The sequence below is a fragment of the Staphylococcus sp. HMSC070D05 genome (assembly GCF_001815595.1).
Classification (GTDB): Bacteria; Bacillota; Bacilli; order Staphylococcales; family Staphylococcaceae; genus Staphylococcus; species Staphylococcus hominis.
On the sequence record NZ_KV821157.1, the window covers coordinates 77,656 to 91,448 of the forward strand.

At 30.9% G+C, this 13,793-nt stretch carries 10 protein-coding genes and 1 pseudogene; 4 read left to right on the top strand and 7 right to left on the bottom strand.

Translation table 11 applies throughout. The annotated features are described in order from the left end of the window. Window positions 1-12 precede the first annotated feature (12 nt). The 6 genes from topA to ylqF all read right to left on the bottom strand — a co-directional run bounded on the left by topA (window position 13) and on the right by ylqF (window position 7,209). Window positions 13-2,082: a type I DNA topoisomerase gene (gene topA, locus HMPREF3046_RS09805; RefSeq protein ID WP_070719179.1), complete on the bottom strand. Its 2,070-nt coding sequence runs from the start codon at window positions 2,080-2,082 to the stop codon at window positions 13-15. 138 nt (window positions 2,083-2,220) lie between these two features. Beyond that, the gene (gene dprA / locus HMPREF3046_RS09810) at window positions 2,221-3,093 is read right to left on the bottom strand and encodes a DNA-processing protein DprA (protein WP_070719181.1); all 873 of its coding nucleotides are present in this window, start codon (window positions 3,091-3,093) and stop codon (window positions 2,221-2,223) included. Window positions 3,094-3,352: 259 nt separating this feature from the next. Beyond that, entirely contained in the window at window positions 3,353-4,258 is a 906-nt protein-coding gene (gene sucD / locus HMPREF3046_RS09815) for a succinate--CoA ligase subunit alpha (protein WP_070719183.1), read from the bottom strand. Window positions 4,259-4,279: 21 nt separating this feature from the next. Beyond that, entirely contained in the window at window positions 4,280-5,446 is a 1,167-nt protein-coding gene (sucC, locus tag HMPREF3046_RS09820) for an ADP-forming succinate--CoA ligase subunit beta (protein ID WP_002448800.1), read from the bottom strand. A gap of 118 nt (window positions 5,447-5,564) precedes the next feature. Next, on the bottom strand, window positions 5,565-6,341 hold the full coding sequence (locus HMPREF3046_RS09825; RefSeq protein WP_070719185.1) for a ribonuclease HII: 777 nt from the start codon (window positions 6,339-6,341) through the stop codon (window positions 5,565-5,567). Then, on the bottom strand, window positions 6,325-7,209 hold the full coding sequence (ylqF, locus tag HMPREF3046_RS09830) for a ribosome biogenesis GTPase YlqF (RefSeq protein ID WP_070719186.1): 885 nt from the start codon (window positions 7,207-7,209) through the stop codon (window positions 6,325-6,327). Before ylqF ends, HMPREF3046_RS09825 begins: the two co-directional genes overlap by 17 nt. 255 nt (window positions 7,210-7,464) lie before the next feature. Here ylqF and HMPREF3046_RS09835 point away from each other — a divergent pair, with 255 nt between their 5' ends. From HMPREF3046_RS09835 to HMPREF3046_RS11560, 4 genes and pseudogenes are all read left to right on the top strand, one after another. After that, window positions 7,465-10,071, top strand: coding sequence for a YfhO family protein (locus tag HMPREF3046_RS09835; RefSeq protein WP_070719188.1), 2,607 nt, complete (start codon window positions 7,465-7,467; stop codon window positions 10,069-10,071). Continuing rightward, the gene (locus HMPREF3046_RS09840; RefSeq protein WP_070719190.1) at window positions 10,061-12,685 is read left to right on the top strand and encodes a YfhO family protein; all 2,625 of its coding nucleotides are present in this window, start codon (window positions 10,061-10,063) and stop codon (window positions 12,683-12,685) included. Before HMPREF3046_RS09835 ends, HMPREF3046_RS09840 begins: the two co-directional genes overlap by 11 nt. 290 nt (window positions 12,686-12,975) lie before the next feature. After that, entirely contained in the window at window positions 12,976-13,134 is a 159-nt protein-coding gene (locus HMPREF3046_RS11655; protein ID WP_172848035.1) for a hypothetical protein, read from the top strand. Continuing rightward, window positions 13,095-13,381: pseudogene (locus tag HMPREF3046_RS11560) on the top strand (transposase); the annotation flags it as partial. The gene HMPREF3046_RS11655 and the pseudogene HMPREF3046_RS11560, both read left to right, overlap by 40 nt. 36 nt (window positions 13,382-13,417) lie before the next feature. Here the strand turns inward: HMPREF3046_RS11560 and rplS are convergent. Continuing rightward, entirely contained in the window at window positions 13,418-13,768 is a 351-nt protein-coding gene (gene rplS / locus HMPREF3046_RS09850; protein WP_002448843.1) for a 50S ribosomal protein L19, read from the bottom strand. Window positions 13,769-13,793 lie beyond the last annotated feature (25 nt).

Below are 13,793 nucleotides of genomic sequence, written 5' to 3' on the forward strand. Positions count from 1 at the left end.
TTTAATAAAACTCTATTTTTGTACTTCTTCTTTATAATCACAATTAGAACAAATCACTTGAGAACTACGTCCTTTTTTATGCTCCATCAAGTAATGATTACATTTTGGACAATCTCTTCCTATTGGTTTATCCCAAGAAATAAAGTCACACTCTGGATAATTCGAACAACCATAAAATAATCTGTTTTTCTTAGATTTTCTCTCAACTACATCGCCATCTTTGCATTTTGGACAAGTGACACCAATCGTTTTAACAATAGCTTTTGTATTTCGACAATCTGGAAAATTCGAGCACGCCATAAATTTACCATAACGTCCCATTTTTATTACCATAGGAGCTCCACATACTTCGCAATCTTCACCGGCTGGTTCATCTTTAATTTCAATTTTTTCCATTTCTTCCTCTGCACGCGCAACATCTAATTTAAAACTACCATAGAAATTATCGATAACTTTTCTCCAACCGATATCACCTTCTGCAATTTTATCGAGCAAGGTTTCCATATTAACTGTAAATTCAACATCAATAATTTCTGGGAAGTAATCCTTCACTTGCTCATACACGATTTCTCCTAGTTCAGTTGGTACAAAACGTTTACTTTCAAGTTTAACATAATTACGTTTTTGAATTGTGTCAATCGTTGGAGCATATGTTGAAGGTCTACCAATTTTTAATTCTTCTAATGTCTTAACTAATCGTGCCTCTGTGTATCGTGGAGGGGGTTGAGTGAAATGTTGTGCCGGTTCAATTTGTGTTGCAGTTACTTTATCACCTTGATTTAATTTTGGTAATTTATTTTCTTTATCATTATCTTTGTCATCTTTTGCTTCAACATATAATGTCATAAAGCCTTTAAATTTGATTGTTTGTCCATTTGCTCTAAATTTAATGTCATTTTGTGTTACATCTAAAGCCACAGTATCTAAAATTGCAGGAGCCATTTGACTTGCTACAAAACGTTCCCAAATTAATTTATACAAGCGATGTTGATCACGTGTTAAATATGCTTTCATTTCATTTGGTGTACGTAATGTACTTGTTGGACGAATAGCTTCATGGGCATCTTGATCCCCTTGCTTACCTTTTGTTTTACGGTTTGAAGTATACTCAGTACCATACTTTTCTTTAATATATGATTTTGCTTCATCTTTAGCAGTTTGTGAGATTCGTGTTGAATCCGTTCTCATATATGTGATTAATCCAACTGTACCTTGTCGTTTCAAATCGATACCTTCATATAATTGCTGTGCTAACATCATAGTCTTACGTGCTTTAAAATTAAGTTTACGTGCTGCTTCTTGTTGTAACGTAGACGTTGTAAATGGATTTGCAGGGTATCTCGTTTTTTCTTTTTTATTTACATTAGTGATTTCAAATTCATCACCATTTAATTCGGATGTAATTTTCTCAACATCTTTTTTGGTTTTTAATTTATATGGTTTGTTTTTATAATGTAAGAATTTAGCAGTGAACTTCGATTTTTTATATCTAAATTCACCTTCAATTGACCAATATTCCTCTGGTTTAAAATTACGGATTTCATTTTCACGGTCAATGACTAATCTTAAAGCAACTGATTGTACTCGACCAGCTGACAATCCTTTTTTCACTTTCTTCCATAGTACTGGAGAAATATTATAACCTACAAGTCTATCTAAAATACGACGCGCTTGTTGTGCATCAACTAAATTCATTTCAATACCACGAGGATGTTTAAAACTTTCTTTTACTGCATCCTTAGTGATTTCATTAAATACAACTCTGTTTTCTTTTGATTCTTCAAGTTCTAAAATTTTTGATAAATGCCAAGCAATCGCTTCACCTTCGCGGTCAGGGTCACTAGCTAAAAAAACTTTTTTAGCTTTTTTCGCATATTTTTTTAAATCTTTAACAACAGGACCTTTACCTCGAATAGTTATATATTTTGGTTCATAGTTATCTTCTACGTCTACACCCATTTGACTTCTTGGTAAATCACGTACGTGTCCCATAGAAGCAATAACTTTATATCGTTTACCTAAATATTTTTCAATGGTTTTCGCTTTTGCAGGCGACTCAACGATGACTAAATTATCTGCCAAAGTGAATTCCCCCTTGCTTTTTCAATTACTAAAGATAAATGATAAACGGTTAATTTTGTTTTTGTCAATATTTTAATCCAATATAGATATTTTTTTGTGAAATATCCGTTGAATTTTCACAATTAAATATCTATATATTTAATCGTTTAAAAAGCGATAATCGTATAATATATCTTCTGCTTCTGAAACAATCATTGCACCTTCTTGAGCACGTAATAAATTTCCTTTTGTTAAGGGATTAAACATCGATCCAGGCAGTACATAAACATTTCTATTTTGATCTAAAGCACAATCTATCGTAATTTGACTACCACTTTTAATTTTAGCTTCAGTAATTAATACACCACGAGACAAACCGCTTATCAGACGATTTCTTTCAGGGAATTGATATTTGTTTATTTTGGTTAAAGGAGGATATTCACTTATGACTAAACCAGTTTCTTCAATTATATTGCGTAACTCTCGTGTTTCCTTTGGATAATGACTTAAATGACCAAAACCTAGAACTGCAATAGTTGGAAGATGATGTTTTAATGCGAATTGATGAGCTATGCTATCAGCACCTTTCGCTAAGCCGGATACAATCGTTAGTGGAATATTTATAAAATGAGGAAATAGATAATCTAGTGCACATTTAGAATACTTTGTGGACTCACGTGAACCTACAACACCTAACGTATACGTAGATGATAATAAATGTATATTTCCACGATAAAATAATACAAAAGGATAGTCGTAAATAGTTTTAAGCAATGATGAATATTGAGAAGAAAATGAAGTAACATAGTTAACCTGATATCTAGAAAGTTGTGTTTGAATATAATCGTAAGAAATCTCTTCTAATTGAGAAAAACGCTTCTTTTTTAAATATAGAGATTCCCATTCAGTGATCATTTCAAATTGAGCATGTTCATTAACATTGAAAAAATTTGGAAATACACTAAGTAAATGATGAATATGTTGGGTCGTATACCCTACCCATCTCATTTTTAATAAAATAAAATCATTCATGAAATAAATGTCTCCTTTTAATTTATTATACTGTGAATCATTAATAGTAAAATTTCATTTATAAGACAAATTTGATATATAAATGTAAGGAGTAATAATATTAAAAGATTATGTATTCTTTTTGATTTCATAACAAGAGAAAAAATAGAGTGTTCAGTCATTTATAATATATTGGTAGTCTACGATATATATAAGAAAAACTGCCAACAAATTTCAGTAATTGTTGACAGTTTGAATTCTATAATTAATTACATCATTGCTACTTCACTGTTAATAATTCTTCATAAATGCCTGCTTCTTTTACCGCTTCAATTAGTGTTGTACCAATTTCTGATGGTGTATCTGCTGTTTTAACGCCACATTCATTAAGCGTTTTAATTTTTTCTGCAGCAGTTCCTTTACCACCTGAGATGATTGCACCTGCATGGCCCATTCGTTTTCCTGGAGGTGCTGTTTGTCCACCAACAAAACCAACAACTGGTTTAGTCATGTTTGCTTTGACCCATTCAGCTGCTTCTTCTTCAGCAGTACCACCGATTTCCCCAATCATAACAACAGCTTTTGTTTCTTCATCTTCATTAAATGCTTTAAGTACATCGATAAAGTTTGTACCGTTAACTGGGTCCCCACCGATACCTACTGCTGTGGTTTGACCAATACCTTCTTCAGTTAGTTGATGTACTGCTTCATATGTTAAAGTACCTGAACGAGAGACAACGCCTACATGTCCTTTTTTATGAATATAACCTGGCATGATACCAATTTTACATTCATCTGCTGTAATTACACCAGGACAGTTCGGTCCAACTAAACGTGTTTTTCTATCCTCTAAATAACGTTTCACTTTAATCATATCAACAACTGGAATATGTTCAGTAATACAGATAACCATATCTAATTCTGCATCAGCTGCTTCTAAAATTGAATCTGCAGCAAATGGTGCTGGTACGTAAACTACTGATACGTTAGCACCTGTTTCTTTTTTAGCTTCAGCTACTGTATTATACACTGGCACGCCTTCAACAACTTGTCCACCTTTACCTGGTGTTACCCCTGCGACAATTTGTGTGCCATAATCAAGCATTTGTTTTGTATGGAAAAGGGCAGTAGACCCTGTAATACCTTGCACCATTACCTTAGTATTCTTATCTATAAATACACCCATTTTAGTGTTCCCATCCTTTCCTTACGCTTCTTTAACAAGTTTAACAATTTGTTGTGCACCTTCAGCCATTGTTGCTGCTGGTTCAATTGCTAGACCAGATTCATTTAAAATCTCTTTACCACGTTTAACGTTTGTACCTTCTAAACGAACAACTAAAGGTAAAGTTAATTCGACTTCTTTAACTGCTGCTACAATACCTTCTGCAATCACATCACATTTCATAATTCCACCGAAGATATTTACAAAAATACCTTTAACATTATCATCACCCAAGATGATTTTGAATGCTTCAGTTACTTTTTCTTTTGTAGCACCGCCACCAACGTCTAGGAAGTTAGCTGGATTACCACCGAAATGATTAATTGTATCCATTGTAGCCATGGCTAATCCGGCACCATTAACCATACAACCAATGTCACCATCTAAGGCAATATATGATAAATCATATTTAGATGCTTGAATTTCTTTTGGATCTTCTTCTTCTAAATCACGTAATTCTAAAATATCTTTATGTCTGAATAATGCATTATCATCAAAATTTAATTTCGCATCTAAAGCTAAAACATCACCATCACCAGTTGTTACAAGTGGATTAATTTCAACAATAGAACAATCTTTTTCAACAAAAACATTATATAAAGAAAGTAAGAATTTTGCTGCTTTATTTACAGATTCTTTTGGAATATTAATATTGAATGCAATACGACGTGCTTGGAAAGGTGATAACCCTATCACTGGATCGATTGTTTCTTTAAAGATTTTTTCTGGAGTTTTAGCTGCAACTTCTTCAATTTCAGTTCCACCTTCTTCAGAAGCCATCAATGTGATACGATCAGTAGCACGATCAATGACAAAGCCTACATAATATTCTTTTTGAATATCACAACCTTCTTCGATATATAAGCGTTTAACTTCTTTACCTTCAGGTCCAGTTTGATGCGTTACTAATTGCTTGCCTAATAATTCATTAGCATAAGTTTCAACTTCAGATAGTGATTTAGCAATTTTAACTCCACCTGCTTTACCTCTACCCCCAGCGTGGATTTGTGCTTTCACTACATAAACATCTGAATTTAATTCTTTTGCCTTTTCCACCGCTTCTTCAGCAGTAAACGCTACACGTCCTTCTGGAACAGCTACGCCCATAGCACGAAATATTTCTTTACCTTGATACTCGTGGATATTCATCTTCCATCCTCCTGTTTCTTAGGTTAAGTTCACTTTAATTATAGAAAATGTAAGCGCTTTTGTAAACTGAAAGTGTTATACTTTTTGAAATAGTTTTTAAATTCAAATAATTTTATTTTTATTTTAAATGTATCATTGATTTAACAGGCTCAAACGTTTTACGATGATATGGTGTTATGCCTAATTGTTTTAATCCTTGAAGGTGTGATTTAGTGCCATATCCTACATTTTTTTCAAAATCATAACCAGGATATTTCAGTGCTACTTCCGCCATTAAACCATCCCTATATTCTTTTGCCATGATACTAGCAGCAGCAATAGAAACACTTTTAGCATCTCCCTTAATAATAGAAGTTTGAGGCATTGCATTATCCAATGTCATAGCATCAATAAGTAAATGATTAGGTTGTTGTTTTAATTGATTAATAGCACGTTCCATAGCTAATTTGGTTGCATGGTAAATATTGAACTCATCAATTTCTTCAGCGCTTGCTATCCCGTAAGCATAATCATAAACGCCTTCTTTCAATTGTTCGTTAAGTATTTTTCGCTTTGTTGCTGAAACTTTCTTCGAGTCATCTAATCCTAAATATTGATGTTCTTTATTTAAAATGACTGCACAAGCTACAACAGGCCCTGCAAGTGGACCACGACCTACTTCATCAATTCCACATATTAAAGCATTAGGATTGTCCTTTAATATTTCATTTTCATATTTATTCATGTGTTGATAATGTTCTTGTGTTTCCTGCTCTTTTAAAAGCTGTTGACGACGTCGTACTATATTTTGCTGTACCCCTTTTCTTGTATCACTCATTAATTCATGTTGTTCAAGTGCTTCAATTGAATCAATTGTGTCTAATAATGCTTTAATTTCTTTAATTGTTTGAGGCATAATCTAAGTTCCCTTTCATTTCTGAATAAATATCAAAACAATAAGTTCCAATTTTAGCATTACGCACATCATTAACAATCAATTCGATGACAGCTTCGTAATCGACTTCATTTCCTTTTTGTAATAACCCACGTCGACGTCCAATAGCATCAAACCATTCTAAAATTTCTGCATCAGTTTCTACATCAATATTGTAATGATTCTTCAATCCTTCAACATCATGTTTAATTAAGAATTGTAAACCGTATATTGCTACTTCATCTAAGTGCACGATACTATCTTTAATGGCACCAGTAAGGCTTAGTTTTTTACCTACAGTTTCATCTTCAAATTTGGGCCATAAAATACCTGGGGTATCTAGCAGTTGTAATGCTTTACCTACTTTAATCCATTGTTGTTGTTTCGTTACTCCCGGCTTATTTCCTGTTTGAGCAATGTTTTTTTTAGCTAACTTATTAATTAATGTAGATTTTCCCACATTAGGTATACCAACAATCATGGCACGTATAGCTCTAGGTTTAAGTCCTTTCGCTTTTTCTTTCTCAAACTTTTCTTTAGTCGCTTCAATTGCAGCATTTTCTACACCTTTTAAATTTTTGCCGTGTTTCGCATCAACTGCTACAGGATAAAAACCTTTATCAGTAAAGAAATGTTCCCACTTTTGCATTTCATTTAAATTCGACATATCTTTTTTATTTAAAATAACTACGCGTGGTTTTTGATTAATGACATCATCAATCATTGGATTTCTTGAACTATACGGTATACGTGCGTCAACAAGTTCAAATACCACATCTACTTTCTTAAGTTGTTCTGTCACTTCTCTTTTGGCCTTTGCCATATGCCCTGGATACCATTGAATCACCATGACATTCACCCTACTTTCATTAAATTTATTTCAACTGTTCGATTATAATCAATATTTAAAATCTTCACTACTGTTATCAGTTCTATTATATTTTAACATGCTATTTTATATTCATTAAATCGCTAATATTAAAAACACATTTTTAATTTTTTATAAAACATATAAATACTTTTATTAAGAAGTTTAATACTCTACAATTTAGTATGTAGTCATGTTTTAATTATTAATAGTACATTCTAACTACAGAGGTTTAATATGAAAAAATTTTTTACTTATCTAGGACTTTTTATAGCACTGTCCATAATAGGACATAGTTATGTCATTTATCGTTTTATTCACGATGGCATTTTATTTACAGGTCCAAATGATGGAATGGAACAAATGGTTCCAATTCAAATGTATTTATTTGATAAATGGAGTAGTGGCAATTTGTTTTATTCCACCGATTTTGGATTAGGTGGAGATTTCTTTACAGATCTTAGTTACTACTTCTCCACAAATATTTTATTTATAATAAATGTAGTATTTATTGCAATTATTAAAATTTTTATTCCTTTACATACGCATGATGTATTATTTTGGATGATTAATGCACTTATTATCTCAATGATTAAAACAACGATTGCCATGTATTGCACTTACTTATATAGTAAATACATTTCAAATAACAAATGCTTAAGCTTAGTTGTAGCATTTTTATTTGTTATGTCACCCTTATATTATCGCTTTACAGTGTATTGGCCCTTCTTTAGTGATGTGTTTGTTTGGATGCCGTTATTATTACTCTCTATTGAAAGAGTCTTGCAAAAACAGAAGTTTGGACTATTCATTATTACTGTTTCTTTAATACTAATTAATAACTTTTATTTTGCATACTATCTTTGTTTAATAGGTGCGGGTTATATACTGATTCGTGTAATATTTAGACATCCCAAAGATATTCTCTCAAGAAGTAAAGCATTTTTTACTTTAGTCATTAGTGCCTTGTTAGGTTTAGGTAATAGTTTATTTATCTTTTTTCATGGTGCTCAAAGCTTTTTAAATAACCGTCGTGTACCTTTTTCTGGAGCAGTTGATACATTCGAAAAATTAGATATTAATACAAACATTTTCTTTGATAATTATTTAATTGTATTATTATTTATTACCATTCAAGCTCTTTTAAGTTTTAAATTATATAAACATTATTATTATCGTTTATTTGCTATCCTTACCTTTGTATTTATTATATTTAGTTTTATACCTTTCATCGACCAAGTATTTAATGGTTTTTCAGCGCCTCAAAAGCGTTGGCATTTTATTTTAGCTTTTAATTCCACAATATTAATCGGATTATTTTTAAAATATTTCAAAACACTAACTACAAAATCTTATCTAATAAGTAATGTAATCGCAGAATTAGTTATATTTATAAGCGCTATTATATATCATAAATTTTTAGCATGGTTCATATTAGTCCCTATTGTATCTTTAATTGGACTGATGGTTCTTATCATTAAAGATCGTACATATCGTTTTAAATTAAGTTATTTATATAATATTTCAATTATATTATTAAGTATCTTGGTCTCTATAGTATTCATTAAAAATCAAATTTACTATAAAGATCACACTGATCGTGGAAATACGTTTTATATTAATTCCAGTTTATATAGTTCCGACTTACAACGTGCGCTTGTCAAAGAAATGAATCAAAATAAGCATGAGGATGAACGTATCGATTGGAGAGTCAACGAACAAGATAATACACCGATGTATCAACATTTTAAAGGGTTAAGTTTGTATTCAAGTATTTTCCATCATAATATACTCGATTATTATTACGATGCTTTAAAAATTAATTTAGCTGAGGAGTCATTGAGTCGATATCAATCAACGAATGGACGACAAAATATCGCGAGTCTATTTTCAGTGCGTTATATGATGCTAAAAAATTATCAAAATAACTTACCTTCCTACTTCAAAAAAATAAAATCAAGCGGGCAATATGGTATTTATGAAAATACACTTAACTTACCCTCTGTTAAAGTAACTGATTCTATATACAATAGTAAAAAATTAACAACTGCAATTGATAGAGAACATGCAATGTTAAAAGGTGTTATTTTAAACAATGAAGGCACAAGTTATAAAGATAAAGCTCCTAATTTATTAACTCAATCATCATTGAGTTATAAAAATCTAAAACATTTAAATGGTAATGTCTATAAAGTAATTGGAGATAAAGGTGGAACATTAACAATACACTTACCTCAATCATTACGCCAAAAGTATGATGATTTTTACGTTACGATGAAAATAAAGCGTGGTCATCCCGATAGTAATTACACAGTCTCTGTGAATAATTATGCAAATCACCGATTATTTAATAATTCTACTTATCGTACTGGTATTGATACACAACTTTATCGAACACAACCTGATAATAAAGGAAACATCAATATCACTTTATCTCCTAAAGGAACATTTTATTTAAATCTTCAACAATTAAATGGTGAAAACTATAAAATGTTAAAACAAATGCATGAAAAAGCTGATTTTAATAACAAATATAAAGATATTAAAAATGGCGTCGAAGTCAACTTAGCTAAACATGATAAAGGGATTGCTTCAATTAATATTCCTTATAGAGAAGGTATGCAAGCGTATGTTGATGGACACCGTATTAAACCTATGAAAGTTAATTACATGATGACAGGCGTTCCTGTTAATTCATCTGCCAAAAAAATAATTATTAAATATCAACCATCTTATTGGAATACTATGATTTTAATTTCACTAATCAGTATAATAATAAGTGTTGTATTTGTTAGATTTGTTAATACCAAAAAGAGAAAGATGAGGAAAAACATTGATCAATAAAATTCGGTCCAATCGATTATTGACCTTTTTATCTATATTTATAATTGCTAATATCATTTCTTTAGCAGTTTATTATCCATTTATTCGAGATTATGTCAAAGAAGGATTTGTATTTAGTGGTTCCGGAGATGGTTTTAGACAAATGATGCCATTTCAAATGTACTTATATGAACATTATAGTAAGTTCAAAGGAGCCTATGATCAATCATTTGGATTAGGTGGAGATTACATTAAGGGGTTAGCCTATTATTATTCTTTATCTCCGATAATGTGGATTAATTTTTTTATAATCTGGGTAAGTCACTTTTTATTTCATTGGCAAACGAGTCACATCGCCTTTTGGGCAACTAACCAATTAATAATCGCTTACACTAGAACGATTATTACAATTATTGTTGTATTTTACTACTTAAAATGGCTAAAGTTGAAAACGGCGCCATTGCTTATCGCTACTATTTTATATGGTGCATCCACTCTTGTTCTTTACTATAACTATACATGGTCATTTTATGGAGACTTATTGATTTTATTACCTTTATCTTTATGGGGAATGGAACGTTTCTTCCAAAAAAGAAGAATAGGGCTATTTATCTTTTCAGTTGCGCTGACCTTATTTTCTAATTTTTATTTCAGTTACTACCAAGCTATTGTATTAGGGATTTATTTCATATTAAGAATCATTTTTAAATATCGTTATGATATCGTATCAAGATGGGAAAAATTTTATTTACTCGTTATTGGTGCAATACTTGCGCTTTTATCTAGTATTTTAGGATTCTATACAGGTGTATCTTCATTCCTAAATAATGATAGAGCCCAAAATAATGACTTTAATATTACATTGTTTACAGATTTAACACAAAATAAATATCATATTTTTTCTGATGGTTTTTATATCACAGTTTCGATTATTACATTGATGGCGTTATTTACGTTTAAGTTATATCGTCACTACTATTATAAAATTTTTGCTATTATCACTTGGTTTTTACTTATTGGATCTTTATCACAATACTTTGATAGTGCATTTAATGGCTTTTCACTACCACAACGTCGATGGGTATACTTTTTATCTATTTCAACTAGTATCTTAATTGCATTATATATTCAATATTTATCTGAACTTACATTAAAACAATATTTACTTGTAGCAATTCCGGTATTTATATTTGGTTTATATCACTATATATTTACAAGTACTTATGTCAATTGGATGATTGTACCATTATTTTTAATCATCGTTTTAACCTTTGTAGTATGGAAAAAACAATGGTTATATCAACCCTATATACTAATAGCTATTGTGTTACTATTCTTTGTACAACAAATTATGATGACACACGATTCACGAGCTCGTACTATTGATCCGTATGCAACAACTACAAAAACATTAACAGATTCAAGTTATTATAACCATAAACTTGCTAAAAGAATTAATAATATTAAGAAACAAAAAGATAATAAAAATCCTTTCCATCGTATCGATTATATGTCAGCCTATGCACTCAATTCACCATTTATTTACCATTATAATGGCATTTCACTTTATTCAAGTATTTTTGATGGTGATATATTAAAATACTATGATAAAGAAATGCAAATTAATATGCCTGTTGATAAGAATAGTACATATCGATACTTAGGGAACCGAGCAAATTTAGAAGCCATGTGGGATGTTCAAAATCGGTTCCGACATCCTAACGATCTGAATATGCCTTATGGTTTTAAAAAGGTAGATACTATCAATAATGGTTCAGATAAATTAATTCATTCAGAAAATACTATTAATTATCCAGCCACTCATATTACTAATAAGATTTTTAATAAACATGATCTCAAATCGCCATTAGATCGTGAGCAAGCGATGCTACAAGGTGTAGTATTAGATGATGATTCAATAAAAGCGAATACTTCTTTCACTCAAAATAAAAACCTATTAAGTAAAGCATATCAATCTACACATAATGCTACTTGGAAAGATAAAACTCATTTAAACGTAGAAAAAAATAATGGTGGTATCACATTGACATTACCTAAAACTTTAGCTAATCAATATAAAGATATGTATGTCGAAATGGATGTAGAATTGTTAGCTCCCGATATTGAGCATTCTATAGGAGTAAATGAATATGCTCAAAATCGTAATATGCTAAGTTATAAATATCGACGTTTTGTAACTCCTGTAACAATGAGAGTAAAAGCGTCGGATCAATTAAAGATTCGTCTTACTAAAGGACATTATCGACTATCTATTAAAGGTATCTATGGAGAAGATTATCATACATTAAAACAAGCTTCTAAATCACTTAAACCTGTGACTATTTCACAATTTAGAAGTGGCTATACATTCACTAAACCTAAAGGAACTTCTGGATACTTAGTGGTCCCAATCGTCTATACTAACGGTATGCACGCAAGTGTTAATGGACACGATGTAGATGTAAAACAAGCTAACGGTATTATGACAGCTATTCCAGTCAAGAAAAATGATACTCATATTGAATTATCTTATACACCACCACATTTTTATAAACTATTAATTTTGAGCATTATCGGAATAATAAGCAGTATAATATTTAGCAGATATTTAAAAAGAAAAAATCAATTAAAATAAAAAGAGGCTGGGACATCATTTCTAGCAAAATAGCCAGTAAATGAGTTCATTATAAATTCATTTACTGGCTTCTTTATTTACAAATACTACGTATTGTTGACTCACTTTCTTAGGGGACAGGTTTAGCCTGTAGTCTTCAGTTTGTCCTGTTCTCTCAAGAATCTTGCCAAAATACTTTGTTATATGTAATTTTACATTGAAATATTTAAAAAAAATAAGGTTCTTTCCTATAATTTAATAAACTTCACTAAACTAAATTAACGAGGTGTCTTATGTATAAAGATGATAACATGACACAATTTACTCTACCAATGGAAACTTCAGTTCTCATTCCCATAAACGATATTGTAAAAACAATTACTAAGACTGAATTCGATAAATTCATTTGTCCAAACAATACCAAAAACAAAAACCATCTACAATCTACAGTCAAAGAAAAATCGATGTAGAGCCTGTTTTTGCATTTATGAAGTCGATTTTGTTTCCCTCGAATATCCATTAGAGAAATAAATAAAGCTAAAAGAAAACTAGAATTTGTGCTAATAGCACTTAATATAAGAAAAGTAATAGCTCGATGAGTTGAAAATAATCAAAAAAATTATAAAAAAGACAATTTCTATATTATTTCAATAGAAATTGTCCTTTTTTACTTATCCTGGAACTTTAGTCCCGGACTCTTTTTTAAATGCGTATTAACTTACCCATTTTTTAGTATGGTTTTCTATATACTGATTAGCGAATTTCTTGAATTCTTGCAGCTTTACCACGTAAACTACGTAAGTAGTATAATTTAGCACGACGTACTTTACCGCGACGTTTAACTTCGATTTTTTCGATTTTTGGAGTGTGTAATGGGAATGTACGTTCCACACCTACACCTGAAGAAATTTTACGAACTGTGAAAGTTTCAGAAATTCCTCCACCACGGCGTTTAATTACAACACCTTCGAAAACTTGGATACGTTCACGTGAACCTTCGACGATACGTACGTGTACACGTAACGTGTCACCAGTACGGAAAGTTGGTAAGTCTGTGCGTAATTGTGATTTTGTAACTGCTTCGATTAACTTATGATTACTCATTTTTATACTCTCCTTCAACCTATGT